This is a genomic window from Nocardia rhizosphaerae, from assembly GCF_042650365.1.
In the GTDB taxonomy this organism is placed as follows: domain Bacteria; phylum Actinomycetota; class Actinomycetes; order Mycobacteriales; family Mycobacteriaceae; genus Nocardia; species Nocardia rhizosphaerae.
In genome coordinates this window covers 1,102,878-1,124,061 of record NZ_JBHSBA010000003.1, presented here as the reverse complement: position 1 = coordinate 1,124,061, position 21,184 = coordinate 1,102,878, and the positions used below count along the sequence as shown (strand labels likewise).

General features: G+C 69.6%; 24 protein-coding genes, 1 tRNA gene and 1 pseudogene. 10 read left to right on the top strand and 16 right to left on the bottom strand.

Annotated elements, in window-relative coordinates; all coding sequences use genetic code 11:
* Nucleotides 1-46 precede the first annotated feature (46 nt).
* Nucleotides 47-916: a M23 family metallopeptidase gene (locus tag ACFOW8_RS06915; protein ID WP_378547091.1), complete on the bottom strand. Its 870-nt coding sequence runs from the start codon at nucleotides 914-916 to the stop codon at nucleotides 47-49.
* Between the two features lie 269 nt (nucleotides 917-1,185).
* On the opposite strand from ACFOW8_RS06915, the gene ACFOW8_RS06910 reads away from it, so the two are divergent.
* Together ACFOW8_RS06910 and ACFOW8_RS06905 are read left to right on the top strand one after the other, a co-directional pair.
* The gene (locus ACFOW8_RS06910) at nucleotides 1,186-2,217 is read left to right on the top strand and encodes a nitronate monooxygenase (protein ID WP_378547088.1); all 1,032 of its coding nucleotides are present in this window, start codon (nucleotides 1,186-1,188) and stop codon (nucleotides 2,215-2,217) included.
* 85 nt (nucleotides 2,218-2,302) lie between these two features.
* Nucleotides 2,303-2,695 (top strand): SCO5389 family protein, encoded by a 393-nt coding sequence (locus tag ACFOW8_RS06905; protein WP_378547085.1) that lies wholly within the window; start codon nucleotides 2,303-2,305, stop codon nucleotides 2,693-2,695.
* 192 nt (nucleotides 2,696-2,887) lie between these two features.
* Here the strand turns inward: ACFOW8_RS06905 and ACFOW8_RS06900 are convergent, their stop codons facing one another.
* From ACFOW8_RS06900 to ACFOW8_RS06890, 3 genes are all read right to left on the bottom strand, one after another.
* Entirely contained in the window at nucleotides 2,888-4,525 is a 1,638-nt protein-coding gene (locus tag ACFOW8_RS06900; protein WP_378547082.1) for a long-chain fatty acid--CoA ligase, read from the bottom strand.
* 118 nt (nucleotides 4,526-4,643) lie between these two features.
* A complete protein-coding gene (locus tag ACFOW8_RS06895) occupies nucleotides 4,644-5,009 on the bottom strand; it encodes an ArsR/SmtB family transcription factor (protein ID WP_378547079.1) in 366 nt (121 codons plus the stop codon).
* 121 nt (nucleotides 5,010-5,130) lie between these two features.
* On the bottom strand, nucleotides 5,131-5,733 hold the full coding sequence (locus tag ACFOW8_RS06890) for a TetR family transcriptional regulator (protein ID WP_378547076.1): 603 nt from the start codon (nucleotides 5,731-5,733) through the stop codon (nucleotides 5,131-5,133).
* Nucleotides 5,734-5,805: 72 nt separating this feature from the next.
* Here ACFOW8_RS06890 and ACFOW8_RS06885 point away from each other — a divergent pair, with 72 nt between their 5' ends.
* The 3 genes from ACFOW8_RS06885 (at nucleotide 5,806) to ACFOW8_RS06875 (ending at nucleotide 7,996) form a co-directional block, all read left to right on the top strand.
* Nucleotides 5,806-6,945, top strand: coding sequence for an acyl-CoA dehydrogenase family protein (locus tag ACFOW8_RS06885; protein WP_378547073.1), 1,140 nt, complete (start codon nucleotides 5,806-5,808; stop codon nucleotides 6,943-6,945).
* 149 nt (nucleotides 6,946-7,094) lie between these two features.
* Entirely contained in the window at nucleotides 7,095-7,847 is a 753-nt protein-coding gene (locus ACFOW8_RS06880) for a DUF1542 domain-containing protein (RefSeq protein ID WP_378547070.1), read from the top strand.
* A gap of 76 nt (nucleotides 7,848-7,923) precedes the next feature.
* Nucleotides 7,924-7,996 (top strand) — tRNA-Arg (locus ACFOW8_RS06875).
* A 183-nt stretch (nucleotides 7,997-8,179) separates the two neighbouring features.
* Here the strand turns inward: ACFOW8_RS06875 and ACFOW8_RS06870 are convergent.
* Both ACFOW8_RS06870 and ACFOW8_RS06865 read right to left on the bottom strand, forming a co-directional pair.
* Nucleotides 8,180-8,731, bottom strand: a pseudogene (locus ACFOW8_RS06870) (tyrosine-type recombinase/integrase); the annotation flags it as partial.
* A gap of 451 nt (nucleotides 8,732-9,182) precedes the next feature.
* Nucleotides 9,183-9,824: a TetR/AcrR family transcriptional regulator gene (locus tag ACFOW8_RS06865; RefSeq protein WP_378547067.1), complete on the bottom strand. Its 642-nt coding sequence runs from the start codon at nucleotides 9,822-9,824 to the stop codon at nucleotides 9,183-9,185.
* 212 nt (nucleotides 9,825-10,036) lie between these two features.
* Between ACFOW8_RS06865 and ACFOW8_RS06860 the strand changes: the two genes are divergently transcribed.
* Entirely contained in the window at nucleotides 10,037-10,867 is an 831-nt protein-coding gene (locus ACFOW8_RS06860) for an alpha/beta fold hydrolase (protein ID WP_378547064.1), read from the top strand.
* A 26-nt stretch (nucleotides 10,868-10,893) separates the two neighbouring features.
* Here ACFOW8_RS06860 and ACFOW8_RS06855 read toward each other — a convergent pair whose 3' ends face one another.
* The 3 genes from ACFOW8_RS06855 to ACFOW8_RS06845 form a co-directional block, all read right to left on the bottom strand.
* Nucleotides 10,894-11,169, bottom strand: coding sequence for a VOC family protein (locus ACFOW8_RS06855; protein ID WP_378547061.1), 276 nt, complete (start codon nucleotides 11,167-11,169; stop codon nucleotides 10,894-10,896).
* Nucleotides 11,170-11,218: 49 nt separating this feature from the next.
* A complete protein-coding gene (locus tag ACFOW8_RS06850) occupies nucleotides 11,219-11,827 on the bottom strand; it encodes a TetR/AcrR family transcriptional regulator (protein WP_378547058.1) in 609 nt (202 codons plus the stop codon).
* Between the two features lie 126 nt (nucleotides 11,828-11,953).
* The gene (locus ACFOW8_RS06845) at nucleotides 11,954-12,133 is read right to left on the bottom strand and encodes a hypothetical protein (RefSeq protein WP_378547055.1); all 180 of its coding nucleotides are present in this window, start codon (nucleotides 12,131-12,133) and stop codon (nucleotides 11,954-11,956) included.
* Nucleotides 12,134-12,283: 150 nt separating this feature from the next.
* On the opposite strand from ACFOW8_RS06845, the gene ACFOW8_RS06840 reads away from it, so the two are divergent.
* Entirely contained in the window at nucleotides 12,284-12,646 is a 363-nt protein-coding gene (locus ACFOW8_RS06840; protein WP_378547052.1) for a hypothetical protein, read from the top strand.
* A gap of 18 nt (nucleotides 12,647-12,664) precedes the next feature.
* Here ACFOW8_RS06840 and ACFOW8_RS06835 read toward each other — a convergent pair whose 3' ends face one another.
* The 4 genes from ACFOW8_RS06835 to ACFOW8_RS06820 form a co-directional block, all read right to left on the bottom strand.
* Nucleotides 12,665-12,931, bottom strand: coding sequence for a hypothetical protein (locus ACFOW8_RS06835; RefSeq protein ID WP_378547049.1), 267 nt, complete (start codon nucleotides 12,929-12,931; stop codon nucleotides 12,665-12,667).
* A 162-nt stretch (nucleotides 12,932-13,093) separates the two neighbouring features.
* Complete coding sequence (locus ACFOW8_RS06830; RefSeq protein ID WP_378547047.1) at nucleotides 13,094-14,089, bottom strand: AraC family transcriptional regulator; 996 nt, start codon at nucleotides 14,087-14,089, stop codon at nucleotides 13,094-13,096.
* A 62-nt stretch (nucleotides 14,090-14,151) separates the two neighbouring features.
* Nucleotides 14,152-14,745 (bottom strand): hypothetical protein, encoded by a 594-nt coding sequence (locus tag ACFOW8_RS06825; protein WP_378547044.1) that lies wholly within the window; start codon nucleotides 14,743-14,745, stop codon nucleotides 14,152-14,154.
* A gap of 28 nt (nucleotides 14,746-14,773) precedes the next feature.
* On the bottom strand, nucleotides 14,774-15,229 hold the full coding sequence (locus tag ACFOW8_RS06820; protein ID WP_378547041.1) for a DUF6194 family protein: 456 nt from the start codon (nucleotides 15,227-15,229) through the stop codon (nucleotides 14,774-14,776).
* A 61-nt stretch (nucleotides 15,230-15,290) separates the two neighbouring features.
* Here ACFOW8_RS06820 and ACFOW8_RS06815 point away from each other — a divergent pair, with 61 nt between their 5' ends.
* Nucleotides 15,291-16,058, top strand: a complete 768-nt coding sequence (locus ACFOW8_RS06815) for a MerR family transcriptional regulator (RefSeq protein WP_378547038.1) — start codon at nucleotides 15,291-15,293, stop codon at nucleotides 16,056-16,058.
* Here ACFOW8_RS06815 and ACFOW8_RS06810 read toward each other — a convergent pair.
* Both ACFOW8_RS06810 and ACFOW8_RS06805 read right to left on the bottom strand, forming a co-directional pair.
* Nucleotides 15,992-16,501, bottom strand: coding sequence for a pyridoxamine 5'-phosphate oxidase family protein (locus ACFOW8_RS06810; protein ID WP_378547035.1), 510 nt, complete (start codon nucleotides 16,499-16,501; stop codon nucleotides 15,992-15,994). The two genes, ACFOW8_RS06815 and ACFOW8_RS06810, sit on opposite strands and share 67 nt — an antisense overlap.
* 90 nt (nucleotides 16,502-16,591) lie before the next feature.
* Nucleotides 16,592-17,458 carry an NAD(P)-dependent oxidoreductase gene (locus ACFOW8_RS06805; RefSeq protein ID WP_378547032.1) on the bottom strand — a complete coding sequence of 289 codons (867 nt, stop codon included), beginning with the start codon at nucleotides 17,456-17,458 and terminating at the stop codon, nucleotides 16,592-16,594.
* A gap of 254 nt (nucleotides 17,459-17,712) precedes the next feature.
* Here ACFOW8_RS06805 and ACFOW8_RS06800 point away from each other — a divergent pair, with 254 nt between their 5' ends.
* Nucleotides 17,713-18,708 (top strand): adenylate/guanylate cyclase domain-containing protein, encoded by a 996-nt coding sequence (locus tag ACFOW8_RS06800; protein WP_378547029.1) that lies wholly within the window; start codon nucleotides 17,713-17,715, stop codon nucleotides 18,706-18,708.
* 180 nt (nucleotides 18,709-18,888) lie between these two features.
* Nucleotides 18,889-19,650, top strand: coding sequence for an RluA family pseudouridine synthase (locus tag ACFOW8_RS06795; RefSeq protein WP_378548547.1), 762 nt, complete (start codon nucleotides 18,889-18,891; stop codon nucleotides 19,648-19,650).
* A gap of 276 nt (nucleotides 19,651-19,926) precedes the next feature.
* Here the strand turns inward: ACFOW8_RS06795 and ACFOW8_RS06790 are convergent, their stop codons facing one another.
* Nucleotides 19,927-21,132 (bottom strand): NAD(P)/FAD-dependent oxidoreductase, encoded by a 1,206-nt coding sequence (locus ACFOW8_RS06790; RefSeq protein WP_378547026.1) that lies wholly within the window; start codon nucleotides 21,130-21,132, stop codon nucleotides 19,927-19,929.
* Between the last annotated feature and the right edge of the window lie 52 nt (nucleotides 21,133-21,184).

The following is a 21,184-nucleotide window of genomic DNA, read 5'->3' as shown; positions in this document are numbered from 1 at the left end:
GAACCTCCGCCACTCCGCTTTCCAGCGTATATCCGCCCTCGAACGCTCAGTGCGCGGAGGGGCCCCACTCCATCGGCACACCCTTGGACGCGAGGTAGGGCAGCGGGTCGATCTTGGTGCCGCCCTGATCCCAGATCTCGAGGTGCAGATGCGGCCCGGTGGACTGGCCGCGGTTACCGACGGTCGCGATGACATCGCCCGCGTTCACCCGCTGCCCCTGGCTGACCAGCATCTCGTTGACGTGGCCGTAGACGGCGGTGGTGCCGTCGTCCTGCAGCACCCGCACCCACAGGCCGAAGCCGGAGGCCGGGCCCGCCTCGATGACGGTGCCGCTGGACACGGAGTGGATGGGGGCACCGAGCGCGTCGGCGAAGTCGACGCCGTAGTGCATGGCACCCCAGCGGGCACCGAAACCGGAGCTGATCGGGCCCGCGACCGGGCGCGCGGCCTGCGGCGGCGCGACCTGGTGCTGGATGCCCTGGATGAAGTCCTCGACCTGCGCGAGCGGGGCGGAGATCTCCGGCGGCAGGTTGCCGATGCCGAACGGCGCGGCGACGGGCGCGGCGATCGGCGCGGCCACCGCGTCGACCTGCGCGGGCTCCTCGGCGACCGGGGCGGCGGCGTGCTGCGCGGCGATCAGGCTGACCTCGGCGGCCTCGCGAGCGGAATCGGGGACGACGGATTCCTCGACGTCGTCCTTCTGCGTCGGCAGCAGCGGGGCCGCGTAGGCGATGGAGGGGGCGACCTGGGCGGCGATGCCAACCAGCGCGCCGGTGGCGACCGCGGCGCTGGCGGCGACCCGGACGCGATCGGTCCTGGACGGTTCGGCGCGGTGCCGGCTCGGACGCCCAGTGCCTCCGTCACCCAGCAGGGTCTGGACGGAGATGGATTCGGGGCCCATACGGTGCTGCGACAACGTTTCGTCCTAGCGTCCGGCAACAAGGAGAACGAAACCGGTGTTCCGACCGGCCCGGGAATCGCCTTCGCGGTTCCCGCTGCCGGCCCGTGGATAACGGTTCGGCATCCGTTGTGACGGGAACTCTACCCTGCCGTGACCATTCCGCAACCTTCTGTGTCGAAGTCCCAGGTAGCAGCCGTGTCCGAGCGTAACGATCACATTGCCGAGGCCGTGATCGGCGCCGCCAACGGACGCTGACGGTCCGGCGACGGGCCAGACTCGGGGGCATGGTGCTCGAGAGCTTGCGTGTCCCCATCGTCGCCGCGCCCATGGCGGGCGGCCCGTCCACTCCCGAACTGGTGGCCGCCGTCTCGGCGGCGGGCGGCTTCGGCCAGCTCGCCGCCGGCTACCTGAGCCCCTCGGCGATGGCCGACCAGATCGCGGCCACCAGAGCGGCGACCACGGCCCCGTTCGGGATGAATCTGTTCGCGCCGGGACCGGTGACCGATCCCGCGAGCTACGCGGGCTACCTCGCCGAACTCGGCGTCGAGTACCCGCTCGGCACGCCCAAGCACGACACCGACGCCTGGACCGACAAGCTCGACCTGCTGGTGGCCGACCCGGTCGCGGTGGTGTCGACGACCTTCGGCTGCCCGACCGCCGTCGAAGTCGACCGGCTGCACGCGGTCGGCACCGAGGTGTGGGTGACGGTCACCTCCCCCGCCGAGGCGCTGATCGCCCTCGACGCGGGCGCCGACGCGCTGGTCGCCCAGGGCGCCGAGGCGGGCGGGCACCGCGCGAGCTTCCTCGACGATCCGGCCGAGGACACCGTCGACCCGCCCGGGCTGCTGACCCTCATCCAGTTGCTCAGCGCGGTCACCGCCCGGCCGATCGTGGCCGCGGGTGGCATCGCGACCGGCGCCGGCCTCGCCGCCGTCCTCGCCGCGGGCGCCGCGGCGGGGCAACTCGGTACCGCGCTGCTGCGCTGCCCGGAAGCAGGCACCAACGCCGTACACCGTGGCGCGATCGGCTCGACGGAGCCGACGATGCTCACCCGCGCCTTCACCGGACGACGGGCGCGCGGAATCCGCAACGGTTTTCTCGCGCGGCACACCGCGAACGCCCCAGCCGCCTACCCCGAAATTCATTACGCCACCGCGCCGTTGCGCGCCCAGGCACGGGCCGCGGGCAACCCCGACGAGGTGAATCTGTGGGCGGGGCAAGCGCATTCGCTGACCCGCGAGCAATCGGTTAGCGAACTGGTCGGCGAGCTGGCTGCCGAGGCGAAAAACGCACTCCGAAAAGCACTTTCGGAGTGAATCCAGGGTTGTTGACAACGGATTTCGTTTAGACTCGAAGGGGCATCGCATCCCGCCGACCACCCCCAAGCAGGAGGAGAGCGCCATGTCCCTCGATGTGCCAGCAGCACTGCTCGAACGCGCCGAACAGGGCGATATCGACGACGCGGAATTCGTCGAATGCGTCCGCACGTCACTGCCGTACGCCTGGGAAGTCGTCAGTCGCGTCGCCGGTGAACTGCGCGACGGTGACGCCGAATTCGCCGACAACGTGGTACCGCCGCCGGACGAGGTGGCCCGTGGCCAGCTGCTGCGCGCCCTGGCATCCGATGCCATTCGCGGCGGCCTGGAACGGCACTTCGGCGTGAAGCTGGCCTTCCAGAACTGCCACCGGGTCGCGGCCTTCCCGCTCGCCGCGGTCGGCGGCGAGACCTACACCCGCTACATCAGCCCGCGCGCCCAGCTGCTCAACCAGAGCCCCGAGCTGCGCAACTGCTGAGATCTCGGCGGCTGGCGCCGCGGTCGCGGCCCGTCCGATTCTTCCCTCCTCCGCTCAGTCGCTTCGCTCCATCGCCGGCATCAGTCCAGAATCGGGCGGGCCGCGATGTAGGCGATGCGGAGCGGTCGAGGGGCTCGATCGCGGACACCAACGGCGGGCGTGGAAACCCTTCCACGCCCGCCGTTGTCGTGCTCACTCCGCGGTGACGACCTCGAGCTCGCCCTCCGCGTACTGCGCGCGCAGCCGCTTCTTGTCGAACTTGCCGACGCTGGTCTTGGGCACCTCGGCGATGAAGGTCCAGCGCTCTGGCAGCTGCCACTTGGCGAACTTGTCGGCCAGGAAGCCCTTCAGCTCGGCGGCCTCGGCTGCGGCGCCCTCGGCCAGCACGATGGCGACCAGCGGGCGCTCGTCCCACTTCTCGTCCGGCACGCCGATCACCGCGGCCTCGGCGACGGCCGGGTGGCCCATCACGGCATTCTCCAGATCCACCGAGGAGATCCACTCGCCACCGGACTTGATCACGTCCTTGGAGCGGTCGACCAGGGTGAGGTAGCCGTTGGGGCTGATCTTGCCGACGTCACCGGTGCGCAGCCAGCCGTCGTCGAACTTGTCCGGGTCGATCTCGGCGCCGGTGGGCGAGTAGTAGGAGCCGGTGATCCAGGCACCACGCACCTCGAGCTCGCCGAGCGACTCACCGTCGTTGGGCACGACCTTGCCGTCGTCACCCACCAGCCTGGCCTCGACATTGGCCGGGAAGCGGCCCTGTGTGTAGCGGTAGGCCCACGCCTCCTCGCCCTCGACACCGGCGGGCGCGTGCGCGACGCTGCCCAGCGGCGAGGTCTCGGTCATGCCCCAGGCGTGCAGGATGCGCACGCCGTGCTTCTCCTCGAATGCCCGCATCATCGACGGCGGCACCGCGGATCCACCGACGACGGCGGTGCGCAGGTGCGAGATGTCCTGCGGCTGCGCGGCGAGCCCGGCCAGCACGCCACCCCAGATGGTCGGCACGGCGGCGGCGAAGGAGGGCTTCTCGGCGGCCATCATCTCCAGCAGCGGACCCGGCTGCAGGAAACGGTCCGGCATCAGGATGTTGGCGCCCGACATGAGCGCCGCGTACGGCAGGCCCCACGCGTTGGCGTGGAACAGCGGCACGATCGCGAGCACGTAGTCGCCGCCGTGGAAACCCATGCCGTTGGGCGAGTTCACCTGCATGGCGTGCAGCCAGTTGGACCGGTGCGAGTAGACGACGCCCTTGGGGTCGCCGGTGGTGCCGGAGGTGTAGCACATCGCGGCGGCCGAGCGCTCGTCGATGACGGGGAAGTCGAATTCGGCGGACTGGGCGTCGAGCAGTTCGCGGTAGGAATGCACGGTGACGCCGTCGGGCGCGGTGAGCGCCGACGCGTCGCCGTTGACCACGATCACATGCTTGACCGTCTTCAGGTTCGGCAGGTGCTGCGCGAACAGCGGCACCAGCGTGCCGTCGACCAGCACGACCTTGTCCTCGGCGTGGTTGGCGACGAACACCAGCTGCTCGGGGAAAAGCCGGATGTTGAGCGCGTGCAGCACCGCGCCCATCGCGGGCACCGCGATGTAGGCGGTCATGTGCTCGTTGTTGTTCCACATGAAGGTGCCGACCCGGTCACCCACCTCGACACCGAGCCCGCGCAACGCGTTGGCCAGCCGTGCGGAGTCGGCGCCGAGCTCGCGGTAGGTCATGGTGCGCACCCCGTCGCCGGTCCAGGTGGACACGGTCGAATCACCCTGGAAAGTGGCGGCATAGTTGAGCAGTTTGGCCAGCGACAGCTGGTCGTCCTGCATGGTGCTCAGCATCGAAAACTCCTTCGGTCCCGCCGCGGCATGAGCCGCGTCACATCGGATGCTACCGAAAAGAGACCTGGCGGCAATTGTTTCCCAGAGCAACTTTTCCGGGTGAACGGCGTGTTCCGTGTCAAGCGTGTGGTGGTTCGGCATTCGGCCCACGGTGATGCGCCGGCACGCCGGGGCCGGCGTGCTCGGCATTGTGCACGGCGTCGACGACGAGCCTGCGCACATGATCGTTGTCGAGGCTGTAATAGATGGTGGTGCCGTCGCGCCGGGTGCGCACCAGCCTGGCCATCCGCAGCTTCGCCAGGTGCTGCGAGACCGACGGCCCCGCCTTGCCGACCATGGTGGCGAGTTCGTTCACCGACAGTTCCCGATCGGCCAGCGCCCACAGCACCCGCACCCTGGTCGCGTCGGCCAGCATCCGGAAGACCTCGACCACCAGGGCGACCTGGTCGTCGGCCAGCGGGCGGGCCTGATGGTCTGCGTCCATGCGCCGATGGTAGGTCCCGGCACGTGCGCTGATGCCGCGCCCAGCGCACACAAGTCGCGCGAACGGTCGCGATCCGGACCACTGCGCCGAAGAGTGTGCGAGCTGCGCGGCGTTGACCCGGCTATCGCCCCAGCGCGATCTCGGCAAGCGCGGTCCAATCGGCGAGCACCTGCTTGCGGCGCACCCGGTCGCGCCCGACCATCTCGTCCAGAGTGGCGCCGCGGACCAGGTTGATGGTGAGCCAGAAGGCGCTTTCCAGCCGGTCGCGGCGGATGCCGGGGTCGATGAGCCCGGCGCAGCGATCGAGCAGTTCCACGGTCAGCTCATGCTGCACGCGCAGCATTTCGCGCCGCAGCGGCGGATCGTTGGCGATGCCGACATACAGCTCCACCGAGGCCCGTCCGAGCTGACCCGCGAAGGTCGCGGTGACCAGCTCTACGAGCACCGCCCCGGCCGCGCTGGCACCGGCGAGCCCTTTCGCCTTGCGCTGCATGGCTTCCCGCTGCCGCTCGGTGAGGTGCCCGATGGTCTGGGCGAAGAGTTCGGCGCGGGTGTGGAACTGGTGCAGCTGCGCGCCGCGGGTGACCCCGGCCCTGGCGGTGATGTCGGCGATCGAGGCGCCCGCGTAGCCGACCTCGGCCAGGCTCTCGATCGCGGCATCGAGCAGCAGCGTCCGCGTTCGCAGACTCTTCTCCTGATGCTTGTTCGGCGGAAGTTCGGGCATCGGCCCAGTATAGACCTAGAAAATTCCGTGCTTCCTTGCATGCAATTCAGTGCTGGACGTAATGTGTCTGGCATGCCTGTTGACCGGATGCTGCCCACCGACGAAGCGCGTGACCTGATCGAGCTCACCCGCGACATCGCCGACAAGGTGCTCGAACCGAGGGTCACCGAGAGCGAGAAGACCGGCGTTTTCCCCGACGGCGTGTTCCCCGCACTCGGCGCGGCCGGGCTGCTGAGCCTGCCGTACCCGGAGGAATTCGGCGGCGGCGCCCAGCCGTACGAGGTGTATCTGCAAGTTCTCGAGGAGCTGGCCAGCCGGTGGGCCGCGGTCGCGGTGGCGGTGAGCGTGCACGGCCTGTCCTGCCATCCACTGTTCACCTTCGGCACCGAAGCGCAGCGACAGCAGTGGTTGGCGGGCATGCTGTCGGGCGAAACCATCGGCGCCTACAGCCTTTCCGAGGCGCACGCCGGTTCCGACGCGGCCGCGCTGCGCTGCCGCGCGACCCCCGTCGACGACGGCTACCGGATCACCGGCACCAAGGCGTGGATCACCAACGGCGGCCGCGCCGACTTCTACACCCTGTTCGCCCGCACCGGCGAAGGCTCGCGCGGCATCTCCTGCTTCCTCGTCCCCGCCGAAACGACGGGTCTCAGTTTCGGCAAGCCCGAGGAGAAGATGGGTCTGCGCGGCATCCCCACCACCACCGCGGCCTACGACGACGTCTTCCTGCCCGTCGAACGCCGGATCGGCGAAGAGGGCCAGGGCCTTTCGATCGCCTTCAGCGCCCTGGACGCGGGCCGCCTCGGCATCGCCGCCGTGGCCACCGGCCTTGCCCAGCGCGCGCTCGACGAGGCTGTCGCCTACGCCAAGGAGCGCGAGGCCTTCGGCCGCAAGATCATCGACCACCAGGGCCTCGGATTCGTGCTCGCCGACATGGCCGCCGCCGTCGACACCGCCCGCGCCACCTACCTCGACGCGGCCCGCCGCCGCGACGCCGGCCTGCCGTATTCACGCCAGGCCAGCGTCGCCAAGCTCACTGCCACCGACGCGGCCATGAAGGTCACCACCGACGCCGTCCAGGTGTTCGGCGGCTACGGCTACACCCAGGATTTCCCGGTGGAGCGCTATATGCGCGAGGCCAAGATCATGCAGATCTTCGAGGGCACCAATCAGATTCAGCGGTTGGTGATCGCGCGCCATCTCGCCGGGTGAGCGGGTCGACCAGGCGTCGGCCCGCATCGCGCACGCCGCACGCCGACCTGAGCTATCGGGCAACGCGCTGATCATCGCACCTGAGCGCGAGCAGGCAACCTATCAGTAAACTGGACAGCACTCGAGACCTCGACCGAAAGAGGTGCGCGATGCTGTGGTGGCTGATCCTGATCGTGGTGGTGTGTGTCGTCGCACTGCTGTACCTGCGCGCGGAGCAGAACAAACGGACCGCGCGCGAGCTGGAGGACGCCCAAGCCGACGCCAGGGTGACCACCGAACGTCTCGGCGGCCAGGTATACCAGCTCACGCCACGCAACGAGGCCGCCCGCCAGGCACTGGCCGACGCCGCCGAGCGCTACAACGCCGCGGGCGGCCAGCTCGACCGCGCCACCTCCGCCACCCAGGCCGTCCTCGCCAAGCAAACGGCACTGGAAGGCCTCTACTACATCCGTGCCGCCCGCACCGCCATGAACATGGACCCCGGCCCGCCGGTCCCCGCCCTCGACGGCCAGGACATCGCGGGCCAGGTCGACCGGCGCCGCACCGTCAACCACAACGGCCGCCCCATCACCGCCTCCCCCGCCCCCTCCACCGGTACCCCCAACTACTTCCCCGGCGGCCGCGTCGCGGGCAGGCCCGTCCCCGCGGGCTGGTACTCCGAGCCCTGGTGGAAACCCGCCCTCATCGCCGGCGCCTGGGGAGCCGGAGCCGCCCTCCTGTTCAGCACCCTGTTCACCGGAATGCCAGGGGTCGGCTACGACGCCCAGGCCTTCGAGGACGGCACCGGGGAAGCCTCCATCGATCCTGGCCCATGGGACGGCGGTCAGGACTCCGGCGGCTGGGACGACGGCGGATTCGACTCCGGTGGCGGGTTGGACGGGGGCGGATTCGACGGATTCTGAACCATCGAATCCGCCGCCACCCCGACCCCACCCCGACACCCGCTATACTCACCACGGCTGATCCAGTCGGCCCCCCGCCTTCGTAGCTCAGGGGATAGAGCACCGCTCTCCTAAAGCGGGTGTCGCAGGTTCGAATCCTGCCGAGGGCACAAGAACTTTTGCAGGTCAGGCCGCTTTCTTGGCCTCACCGTCGAGCCCGTCACCCCGGCCGGTCCGCAGCCAGTCCGCAGCGAAACCGGTCCGGGCCGAGTCCAACTTGCTCGCCACGTCGTCATCGAACAGGTCGGCGTAGAAGTCCAGCGCCGTGCTCGGCTTATCGTGTCCAGCATCCGTTGGAGCGCCAGCACCGAGGCACCTTGCGACACCGCGAGCGAGGCCGCCGTGTGCCGGAGCTCATGCGGTGTGAGCCCTTCCAGCCCGGCAGCCTTCGCGGCAGCATCGAACCAATCCCGGCGCATGTTCCGAACCCGCAGGATCGCGCCCTGGGACGAGGTGAAGACCTCCGCGTCCGAGCCCCGCCCGGCCACGCGTTGCTTCAGCGGTTCGACCAGGAACGTCGGGAACGCGACGCTTCGCCGTTGGTGATCCTTCGGCGCCTTGATCACGAGTTGGCCGTCGACCTCCGTAATGGTCCGCTCGACCTGGATACGGTTACGACCGATCGACACCGCCGAGACCTGCATTCCGGCCAGCTCAGCGAACCGCAATCCGCAGTAGGACAGCACCATCACCGTCAGCCAGTTGGAACCGGCGCACTCGGCCAGGCGCTCGACTTCCACGCCAGACAGATAGCGCCGCTTCGCAAGTCGCTGCTTCGGCCGATCCACCGTGCGACACGGGTTCACCGCGATCTTGCGTGTCTTCACCACGTGATCACAGATCATGGACAGCACACCGAGGTTCTTTCGCACCGTGCCACCGGCCGCACCGGCGTCCACCCGACCGGTCACCCATGCCTGTAGCTCATCGTGCATGTCCACCAGATCAGCGAGCCGCACACTTCCCCACTTGGGCAAGATATGCCGCTTCACGATCGACTCGTACCGCGACCGCGTACCTCGCTCCCATGAGGGATGCCCGGCAAGCCATGCCGTCGCGACCGATTCAACGGTGACCTTGCCAGCGGACGGCGGAGCGTGCAGCCCGACGGTTGCGGCGAGTAGATTCCACGCCGGTTTCGTCGTCTACTGCGGCGACCAGCAACTCTCCTTCGGAGACGGCATGTCCGGCGTCCCGATCAGCGCCCTATGGACGACCCCTCCCGTGTGAGCTTTGATGGCCGGGGGTAGCGACCTCCCTGCGGGGCCGGCCGGGTTATCCGATCCCACCGCAGCCCTAGGAGATTTCGGGTGTCGGCCTGCCCGCCGACCGGAGGTAGCCGCCGAGCAGTTCGACGATTTCACGCTCGAGTTCGTCGGGGTCGACGGGGTCGGCGGTGGCGATCAGGCGGTGGACCAGGGATTCCACCGTGGCCACCACGATCCGCGCCGCCAGCCGAGTGTCGGGGACCGATACTTGCGGATGGTCGGTCAGCAGGTACGTGACCATTTCGACGACGAACTGTTCGGTTTCGTGGAGCCGGGCCAGGAGTGTGGGCGACCGCGGGGCCTCCTCGAACAGCACCTGATGCAACTTCGGATCGGCGCGATGGGTATCGATCGTCGCGGCGACGAACAGCCGCAGGACATCGTCGAGCTCGCCGGGCAATCCTGGCGCGAGGCGTTCGGTGAGCACCGAGGTGCCGCGCTCCAGGTGTTCGTCCATCAGCGCGCTCAGGATCGAATCCTTGTTCGGGAAGTACTGATACAGCGATCCGATCGAAACTCCGGCTCGTTCGGCAATGCGATTGGTCGTGCCCGCGCCGTAGCCGTGCTCGGCGAAAACGTGTGCGGCCGCGGCCAGGATCCACCGCCTGGTCTGCACCGATCGCTGCTGCGATGGCTTTCGCCGTGGTTTGAACCGGTCGGTGGGTGCCATGGTCGTCTCCGCTGTTCGGTAGCGATGCCGCACGGGTCGCGTCCTGAACTCTCGCACACCGCCTGACAGCCCAGGCATCGAAGACGGCCCGAACGCGGGGTGAAGGGCCGAATTCCGTCGGCACCGATGACTTCGGGGCGGATCTGCCGTCGGTATCTGGGGATGCACCGGCGGACAGGAGACAGGGAATGACGGGACGGCTTCGATCAGGCATGTCCGCGAACGGAGTGGAACTCGGTGTCGAGAGCTTCGGCGATGCGGGCGATCCGCTGGTCCTGATGGTCGGCGGGACGACAATGCTGTCCTGGCCGGATGCTCTGTGTGCACAGCTGGCGCTGGGCGGACGACACGTCGTCAGGTACGACCTGCGTGACTCCGGCGCGTCGACGACGCTCGACCCGGAGAATCCCGCCTACGACCTGCGCGACCTCGCTGCCGACGCGGCGGCGCTGGTCGCGGCGCTCGGCGCGCAGAACGCCCATCTCGGTGGAATCGGTGTCGGCGGGATGGTCGCACAGGTCGCCGCGCTCGACCACCCGGACAGGTTCTGCGCCCTGACCCTCGTCGGTACCCGGCCGGTGGCCCCGGGCCCCGTCGACGAGGACCTCCCCGACCACGACCACGCGCTCATGGAGGCTCTGTTCGCCCAGCCGATGCCGGACTGGACCGACCGGGATGCTGTCATCGCCTTCGCCGCCATCGGAGCCGAACTGCTCGGCAACGATCGCGAGGCGGAGCGAGCCAGAGCGGCGCGTATCTGGGACCGCACGCCGTCGAGCGATCCCGCTGTGCACCAAGCGAATCAGCTCGGGATGGTGTTCGCCCGGATCGATTGCGCGCCGCGCTGGCGGGAACGTCTCGGCGAGCTCGATATCCCCACACTCGTCGTGCACGGTCGGACCGACCCGTTTTTCCCGGTCGGCAACGGCGAGGCGCTGGCAGCCGCACTCCCAGGGGCACGGCTGCTCGTCCTCGACGAGATGGGCACCGCCCTCCGCGACGGGGCAGCCGACCAGGTCGCTGCCGCCATGCTGGAACTGTAGCCGGTTCCGCCGCGGGACGGTCACGCTCACCCGGCGGGCTGGAAGACCTCGATCAGGTTTCCCGCCGGGTCGGCGATCAGCGCCTGGCTCCCGCCGGGGCCGTCGACCATCGCACTGCGGAACTCGACACCGGCGACGACGAGATGGATACGGTTTGCGCCCGGTCCGGCGAGATCGGAGGGCGTTGCCCGCGCGCCGGAACTCGCGGGCCGGACAACGACAGGCGAAGCGGACCACGGGGACCGGCCGCGCTGCTGGAACGCTTTCTCGGCGAATCGGTTTCGGCGACCTTGGCCGAGCACGCCCGCCGTCCGGTACTGATCGTGCCCGCCGGGGAGCCGAATCAGCTCGCTATGACCACGTCTCGACCGGCAGCAGCCGCGCGGTGAGCGCCCCGCCTGCGATCTCGCCGACGAGATGCGCGAGTTCGGTTGCGCGCGCGGGAAATTCGTCGAGCACCACCAGCCAGGCGATCAGCGGACCGAGCAGCAGTGCGTGGACAAGGGCAGGGTCGGGACGGCTCGCCAGTTCGCCGCGGGCGATCGCCCGGTCGAGCACGGTGCCGATGATGCCGCGTTCCACGGTCAGGTAGGTGGTGGCGAAGCGGGCGCGCAGGGCAGGATCAGCACGGATATCGGCGAGTAGGCCGGTGAGGTTGTCTGGGCCGGGGCCGACGATCTGGGCGGCGATCTGCTCGGTGAGTGCGCGCAGGTCGCCGGTCAGGCTGCCGGTGTCGCCGGGAGTTCGTTCGTCCAGGTCGGGTAGCAGGACCGCGAAGGTCATCTCCTGCTTGGTGGTGTAGCGGCGGTAAATCGCCGCCTTGCTCACCCCGGCCATGGCCGCGACCGCGTCCACGGTCAGGCCCGCGTACCCGGCTTCGCCGATCACCGCGCGCACGGCCGCCGCGATCACGGTGTCCACCCGCCGCTCGCGGGGGCGCCCGCCCGCGTGCTTCGCCACGGTGACGTCATACGAAACTGTCAGTTTCGGAATCAAGCCGCGTCGGCACCGCGGGGTGCCCCGGACCGGCATAACTGTCCACCACGCCGCCGCCAGGACCGGTGACGTGGGCTCGCGTCCGCACCGTCAGTGCGAGTAGTCCCGGAACGTCATGACGCCGCCGACGAGCACGACCATCACCGTGAGAATGTAGACGGTGACGCGAATCCAGGTCGGGCCGTAGAAACTGACCGCCATCGACGCACCGAGTGCCGCGAGAATCAGCACCACCCCGTAGAAGGGCGTGCGTTGCTCTCTGTCCACCATTCCTCCAGTGTCCGCCCGGCATGCCACACCTGCCAAGGCCCCGCACGGCGGCGCGAGCGGTTCCGCGCCGGGGGCGACCCCAGATCGCTAGCCGACGTAACGTTTCTCGGAGTTCGGCCGAAGATCACCACGACACCGGAGGAGTTTCCGATGAAACGAACAGTTCTCGCTGCGGCCCGCGTCGCAGCCGCTGGTATTTCTGGTCTTGCCGCAGTCATGATCATCGGTTCCGGCTCCGCGCAGGCGGCGCCCCAGGATTGCGTGGTGCAGCGCGATCTGTTCGGGGCGTCGGCGACCTGCCAGCCCGACGGCGGCAGCAACTATGTGCTGCACGTCGATTGCGTCGGGCTCTACGCCAGCGGACCGTTCCCGATGTACGCCGTCGGCCCGTACTACTCGCTGAGCTACCCCTTCACCCCCGAAGGACAGCAGATCACGGCCGGTTGCACCGGCATGGGTCCCGGCATCCTCGCCGTGGCGACCAACGCCTACGTCGAGGTCTACCGGGGCTAGCGGTCCACTGCCTGTTCGTCACCGTCTTCGCAAAGCGGTGACGAACAGGCCGATCGCCGTGGAGATGGCGAGCACGACCGCGATGGACAGCAGGATCAGCGAGGCTGTCGTCGCGGTGTCGGTGCCAGCGGAACCGCTGCGGCGGATCAGCAGGGCGGCGACGAGCGGGCCGAGCAGGGCCAGGCCCGCGGAGACGAGCAAGAGGCCGCCGGTGGTCAATTCGACCGGGCCCAGTGTGCCGCGCAGACGCGGGCCAGTGCGTAGCAAACGATGCTCAACGGTCATGACCTTCCCTTTCGGTCACCCCTCGTGGACTGCACTCGAGCTGCTCATGACACGGTACAGCGCCGAGGGCCTCCGACGGCGCAGGTGAGATTGCTCCGACACGGGAACCGACACCAGCAACCACTTGGCGACAGAACGTGCCACTTCGTTCGCAAGGTTGCGTCAGCCTGCCGCCGGATCGGCGAATCGCCGCATGGACAGCGCGCACTCGCGGAAGTCGGCCGGGGTCATTCCGGTCTCACCGCGGAAGACTCGATAGAAGTGCCTGTCGCTGGCGAATCCGCAGGCTCTCGCGATGGAGGCGATCGTCCGGTCGGGCGCGTCGGTGAGCAGCGTCCGTGCCCGCTCGACCCGAAGGCCACGCAGCAGGGCCATCGGCCCACCTTCCTCCGGCCCGACCGCGCGGAACAGCTTCCTGCGCGACATGCCGCACGCCTCGGCGATCCGCTGCGCGCTGAGGTCTGGATCGGCCAGATTGCTCCGGAGGAACCGCGCCACCTGTTCCCGGTCGAGCACCTGGGCCGATGGCCGGGCCGGGGACTCGCCGCTGCCGATGGCCAGCGCGGCGCCAAGCAGCTCGACCCCGGCATCGAGCAGCTGTCCAACGCCGCGCGTCGCGGGCGGCAGGGCGGCGAAGCGCCGGAAGAAATCGATGACCAGCGCGCCGTGGGCGACCGGATCGATGACCATGGTCGCGGGGAATTCCGCGGGACCGAGCCCGGACGAGCGCAGCAGCACGTCTTTGGGCACCCGGATGAGCAGACCGCGGTAGACCGAGGTCCGTGCCTCCTGCGGATGCTCGCCGTCGACGAGGAACATCGAGCCGGCGGGAGTGCGCAGGAACTCACCGTCGCACGCCAACTCGGAGACTCCCGAGATGGTCAGCCCGGCCAGCGCATACGGCGCGGAAGCACTGGCGATATGACGCTTGGTCCTGCGCGCGATCTCGGCCGAGTTGGCGGCGAGCGCGATCGAGAGCGGCTCGGACATGACCTTCGGTGTCAGCGAGCCGTAGAACGGGCCGTCGCCGCGTGGTTCCATCGAGCAGGGCAGCACCGATTCGCTCATGATCGACGCCCACAGGTCGAACGCCTCGCCCTGCGATACCTCGGCGGTCGAGATCTCAGGACCGCCGATCACGACCTCATCCGGGTTCATGGGGTCCATGATCACACCGGCGAACCAGTCGCGAACAGCTCCGTTCTCCGCGTGTCCGCCGGTCAGAACTTGCCGCTGTGGTGGACGATCCGGTGGCCGAGCCGGGTGGCGAACTCCGCGACGAACGATTCGGTGAGCGGCGGCCAGCCCCAGAAGTCGAAAGCCAGTGCGCCGAGCGCGAACCCGTCGGCGAACGACCACGCCGTGACCTGGCTCGGCGCGGCGCAGGTCCGGCACGTCACGGTAGCGTCTCCGGTCTGCCGCCAAGTATCGATGGCGATCGAAAACGGTTGCCATACCGCGGGATCGGCTTCCCAGCGGTTCGGATAGTCGATGACGACGGCGGTATCGCCGCAACCCGGACACTTCGCCGCCGACGGCTCCGTCTCGCCCTGCCCCGGATGATGGGCAGCACGCCCGGCGACGACCGCCACCGGGCCCGGCACCCAGTCCGCACCCCAGTCGTGCGCGATCTGTCCCCAATCAGCGCCGGGCACATACCCTTCGGCGACCTGCCTGCTGTACATCGCGGCGCCGGACGACTCCCGCGTCAGCCACCCCCGCGACACCATCCAGTCCACCATCAGCGCCGCCGACGCAGCCGCCTCGTCCGCGCCGACCTCGACGTCGACGATCCGCTCGAAATAGTCACCCACCCGGCCATCTTCGCCGACCGTGCCGAACTCAGCCAGGTCGACGCTCGAAGCGGGCCGCGGCCCTGGTGTGGGCGGTACGGAGGAGCTCACGGAGCGCGGCGGCGGTCCGGTCGGCGGGGTTGGTGACGGCAAGCCAGGCGGCCGAGCCGTAGACGGGGTGGGCGTGGATCGTGTCGTCGGGAGCGGGCGTTGCGGGGGCTCGACCGGGGGTGTGGCCGGTCCAGGCGATGAAGGCGTCGCGGCCCGCCGCCACGTTGACCCGGAAGGCACCGGGTCGGTCCAGATCGTTGGCCGGCTCGTCGGGGTACCGCTTGGTCACGATGGTGGCGAAAGGCTGGGACGTGGTCGGGACGACCCCGTCGGGGGCGTAATAGAAGTAGGAGTCGCCCCAGCTGATCTCCGGCCATGCACCACCGGGTTCCGGGAATACCGGCAGGACGCCGCCGAGGGAGAGCAGGTATTCGGTGATGTCGTCTATCGTCATGGTTCGAGCGTCTCATTGAAGTGCTTGTGTGGACTTCTGTCACCACCACGAGGAGTTTCCGATGGAAAACCTCAACTCACCGGTCGGCCGGACGGTCGAGGTCGCGCGGCGGGCCGGGTACTCGGTGCAGCAGGTGCGCAATCTCGAACGGGACGGGGTGCTGCCGCCTGCGCGACGCACCGCGGGTGGACACCGAACCTATCGGGAGGTCCACGTGACGTCGGCGCTGGCATACCGGGCGCTCGCGGCCGGGATCGGTCCGGTGGCCGCCAAGGAGCTGCTGCGGCTGGTACACGCGGGCGAATCCGGACAGGTGCTCGCGGTCCTCGATGCCGCGCATGCCGGACTGCACACCGAGCGGGCCGACCTCGAACTCGCCCGCACGGCAGCGGAAGCCATTGCCGCGGAGGCGATCACCGATGTCAGCGACGAGGACGCCCTGAGCATCAGCGAACTCGCCGGCGCGCTCGGCGTCCGGCCGTCGACGCTGCGGCATTGGGACGCAGCGGGTTTGGTCGTTCCCGACCGCGCGACCGGGCGGGGCGGGGCGCGCCACTACACCCCGGAACAGGTTCGCGACGCACGCATCGTGCATCAGCTACGCCAGGCGGGCTATCGGATCGCGCAAGTGCGGGCGATCATGCCGGAATTCCGGCGCGCTCCGGCCCGGGTCGAGTCGGCGCTGGCCGCACGCGACGCCGCGCTCACGGCGCGCTCGCTCGCCCTGCTCGACGCCGCCGCCCCGTTGCGCGCGCTACTGGCTCACGGTCGCGGCGACTCCGCGGTGCTGCCACCGAGCGGCATGGCGGGCAACCCCAGCTTGCGGTGATCCCAGGACCGCACCCGGATCGGCTCGACCCGCACCACGATCCGGTTGTTCATCATCGCCTCCACGAACTGCCGCATCTCGGGGGTGTACGGGCCGACGTAGCGCTCGTAGATGTCGATGCCCGCCTTCCAGTACTCCTCGTCGGTGGTGTCCTCGATGAGGTGGGCGGTGCCCTCGATGGCGACGCCGCGCAGCTGGTCGTAGGTGTCACCGGCCTCGGCCATACAGGTGAGGGTGGGGTCGCGGCGCAGATTCACCGCCTTCTGCGACTTCGACTTGGTCTCGAAGTACACGGTGCCGTCGATGTGCCCGAACCACATGGCCGTGAGATGCGGCTTTCCCCGCGCGTCGAGAGTGGCCAGGGTGAGCACCCGGCTGCGGTCGAGGAACTCGGCGACCTCCTCGTCGCTCATCCGCACCGCGTCCCGCTGCTTGATACCCACCGACTCCACCTCCGGCTCATGACACTTTCGCCGACCATACCCAGCTGTGCCGCACCGGGGACGTGGAACGAGCGACCGACCGGTACCGATTCATCGGCCTGCCAGTAGTTCGTACAGCGCGGTGACGCTCTGCTCGCCGCGGCCATCGGCGACGGCCCTGCGCAGCAGGTCGTGCATCGGGGCGTGCCAGGACAGGTCGACGCCGGTCTCCGCCGCCGTCTGCGGATCGGACTCGATCATGGTGTGGAACAGCTCGACCGAGGAGCCGAGGCGGGTGTAGTCCTCGGCGTCGATCTCCTCGGCGAGCACCGGCAGCAGCGATTCGATCATCCGCAGCCACTTGCGCGCGTACGGAACCATCGAGGCGGCGGGCAGCTCGCGCGAGCCGAGCATGGCGGCGCCCTCGAGGAAGCCGAGCAGGGTGGGCAGCAGGGTCGCGCCGACGGCAGCCTCGTAGAAGGCGGCGAGGTCGGGTTCCTGGCCGAGAAAGTCCAGCTCGCCACCGAACACCCGCAGGGTTTCCCGGTGCGTGTCGAAGACCTCGCGATCACCGGCGAAATAGAGCAGGGTGTCCGGCTCGCCGACGGCGGCGGGGACGTTCTTGATCGCGCCGGCCAGCGAACGCGCCCCGCGTGCCCGCACCCAATCCGCGAATTGCCTTGCCTGCGCGGCGGTTCCGCTGTTGAGCGTGATGACGTCGCGTCCGGTCAGCGCGTCGGCGGCGGGCCGCAGGCTCGCGCGGGTGGCGTCGAAGTCGGTCTGGACGCCGAGGAGCACCGGCGCCGCGGTGACGGCATCGGCGATCTCGCGGTGTGCGATCGCGCCCGCGTCGACCAAGCTCCCCGTCCGTTCATGGCTGCGGTTCCAGACGTGCGTCCGATACCCGGCCGAGAGCAGGGCGTTGGCGATGGCGGTGCCCATCGATCCGGTTCCGAGGACGGTTACCTGCTTGGTCATGGTCAACTCCGATCGAGGCCGTTGTTGGTTCTGCGGCGCCTCGAGTGTCGACCGGTGCCGTCCGGCCGGGGAAGTACGCACTTTGCGCGGTACTTCCGAACCTGGCGGTAATGGTCATGGTCGGCGCGGGTACGAACGGACGGCCTGTGACCGGCACCACCCCGAGCGGGGGTGACGCACAGCGAGGTCGCCGCGGATTTGTGTGGGCGAACAACCCGAACCGGCGGTACCGGCGCACGCCGTAGAGTCGCGGTATGTCGGATACCGAGATGAACGAGCTGGTGCAGCGCACGGTGGAGGAGTCGCTGCTGGCCGGGCCACGGCGGTATACGCGCACGCAGGTGGCCGAACAGTCGGGGGTGCCGGAGGCGGAGTCGCGGCGGCTGTGGACGGCGCTCGGCTTCCCCGCCACCGAGAACGACGAGCGGGACTACACCCAGCTCGACATCACCGCCGTCAGCAACTTCCGCAGCATGAAGGTCGTTGCGGCATCCGATATCCGGCAGCAGGCTGCCGCCGCACGGACCATCGGTCAGGGCATGGCGCGGCTGGCCGAATGGCAGGCAGATCTGGTGCTCGCCGAGATCAGGGCACGCGCCGCGGCCGCCGATCCGGCCGTCCCGCTGGCCGAAAGGATCAGGGCGGCTACCGAGTCCACGATGGCGGGCATCGAGCAGCTGCAGTCCTATGTGTGGCGCAGGCATCTGGCCGCCGCGGTCTCCCGCTCGGTGGACGAGCACGAGGTGGGCGAGGATTCCATGCGGACGCTGGCCGTCGGTTTCGCCGACATGGTCGGCTTCACCAGGCTCACCCGGCATCTGCATCCCGACGAACTGTCCACGCTGCTGGAAGCTTTCGAATCGACCACCACCTCCGCCATCACCGACAACGGCGGCTGGGTGATCAAGAACGTGGGCGACGAGGTGATGTTCGCGGCCGAGACCGCGGCGGACGCGGCCCGCATCTCGCTGGCCATCCAGGAATCGACCATGCTGGTCGGCGGCACCCCGGAACTGCGGGTGGCCTTCGCCTACGGCGAGGTGCTGCAGCGCTTCGGCGATCTCTACGGGTCGGTGGTCAATATCGCCGCGCGGCTCACCGGTGTGGCGCGGCCTGGCAATATCCTCATCGACGACGCCGCGGCGGACGCGCTCGACGGCAACCCCGAATTCGCCATCCGGCATCTGCGCAGCGTGCGGGTGCGCGGGTTCAACCGGCTCCGTCCGCACCGCCTCCGGCCCGCCGACTGAGGCGCGGCAGACCGGGAGCCGAGGTCCAGGCGAGGCATTCGGGGCTGAAGTCATCGATATCGACGCGTACGGCACCCGCAGCCGACTTCCTGGCTGGTCGGCGGGACGACAACGCGGCCGACCGGCCGCGGAGGCGCCGGATCGGCGCTCGACATGGCGCCCTAGGGTGTCTGCGTGGAGATGGACTGGCAGCAGGTGCGCGAGCGGTACACCGTCTACGCCGACGACGCGGTGCTCGCGTTGAACAAGCCCGCGGGGATCTCTGTGACCGGCGAGCGGCACGACACCGACCTCGTGGAGCTCGCCGCCGCGGCGGGCGTCCAGCTGTATCCGGTGCACCGGATCGACAAGGTGACCTCCGGCCTGGTCCTGCTGGCCACCGACCTGGCCGCACACGGCGCGCTGACCAGGCAGTTCAACAAGCAGACCGCGCGCAAAGGGTATCTGGCGGTGGTCTCCGGCACCGGGCTGCCCGAGCGCGGTGAACTCGACCTGCCGCTGAGCGTCGGCCGGAAGAACCGGGTGCGGATCGCGGCCCCGCGCGAGGCTATCCGGCGCGACGGCGACCGCTGGTTCGTCGACGAGGCCGACCTGCTGCCCACCAAGAACTATCCGTCGCTGACCCGGTTCGCCACCGTCGCCACATACGGCGAGCACACACTGCTCGCGCTCGCGCCGGTCACCGGCCGACGTCACCAGATCCGGGTACAACTGGCCTGGATCGGCCACCCGATCCTCGGCGACCCGCTGTTCGACCGCAGCGCCACCTTCCCCCGCACCCACCTGCACTCCTGGCGGCTGCGCCTGGACGCCGACTGGCTCGCCCCACCGGTCCTCGACCTGACCGCCACCCCCTGCGCCGACTTCTCGGCACCGATGGGTGCCGCCCCGGCCGACCTGCTCGACACCGCGGCCGAGCGACTGGCCGCACTCTCCCGCTGAGCAGCACCAACCCGCCGACTTCGCGGAGGCCGAGCCCACACGCACTCCGAGGCCACCTGCATGCGTGCCGCTGCGTGAGGGAGGAACCGCGACAGCTCCCGGCGACAGTGAATCCGCGCTGAGCGTTCACTTTCGTGCACAACGGTCTCGCACGCGACCATCCGACCGATTCGTGCACGCTCAGCTTGGCCGATTGCCGGGCACCCGACGCACAACGCCGATGGCCGGCGCCGGACCCCTCCACTGCGGTGTCGTGCTCGGCAGGGGTGACGAGCGTCAGCGTGCGCCGGTGCTCGGCTCCGCGTATGTCGAACGATTCGCCACGTCACCGGTCGGCCCGGTGGCGACCCGTCGGCGGCGGCTCGGTAGGAGCACCGTCGGGTGGCCGACGCCCCAGGCCGCGCCCGCGCAGATGAGTTCCTTGACGCGTGCGCCGAGTCGGCCGGTGAGCACCGTCGAGGTGGGCTGGTCGTCGAAGGTCACGCGCTGGATGACGGCGTCGCGGCGGCCGAGGCTGACGCACTGCAGGGCGTAGCCGATGGCGGCCTCGGGTGCGGCGCGGCCGGTGAGGCGGGCGGCGATGGCGTCGGCGGCGCGCCAGGCCATGGGCGTGCCTGCGGCGCAGGACATGCGCAGTGGGCGCCCGTCCGGGCCGGGAGCGAGCGCGGCGTCGCCCGCGGCGTAGACGTCGGGGTGCGAGACCGACCGCATGGTGCGGTCGACGACGACGCGGCCGGTGTCCGACACGGTCAGCGGGGTGGCCGCCGCGATCGGGTGCACGGCGAAACCCGCGGTCCACACGGTCACATCCGTCGCGAATTCCGAAGTGTCGGCGAGGGTCACCCCTCGTTCGGTGACCCTGGTGACCTCGGCGTCCTCGCACACGGTGATGCCGAGCCGGTCGAACACCGCCCGCAGGTGCTGCCGGGCCCTGTCGTGCAGCCAGTCGCCTACCCCGCCGCGCGCGAGGATCGTCACGGTCAGGTCGGGACGGGACTCGGCGATCTCGGTGGCGGCCTCGATCGCGGTCAGCCCGCCACCGACGATGCCCACCGAGGATCCGGCGGCCAGGGTTTCCAACCGGGTCCGTAGCCGGAGGGCGTCGGGTTTGCCCGACAGGGTGTAGGCGTGCCCGAGGACGCCGGGCACCTCGCTGGCGGCCGTGCTGCCGAGCGCGTACACGAGCGTGTCGTAGCGCAGGGGTTCGGCGTCGGCGAGCGCCACCGTCTTGCGGTCGACATCGACCGCGGTGACCAGCGCGGTCCGCACCCGCACGCCGGACCCGGCGAACAGCTCGCGCAGCGGCCGCTGTGGCAGATCCTGGCCGGCCGCGAGCTGATGCATCCGCACCCGCTCGACGAAATCGGGGTCGGCGCCGACGAGGGTGATCTCCACGTCGTCGCGGTGCAGCCGTTTCGCCAGGCGACCGGCGGTGGTCGCGCCGACATACCCGGCGCCGAGGACGACAATGCGGTGCTTCATGGCTCGCTCCTATCGGGGTGGACTCCCCTCCTGAACCGGATAGGCGCGCGAT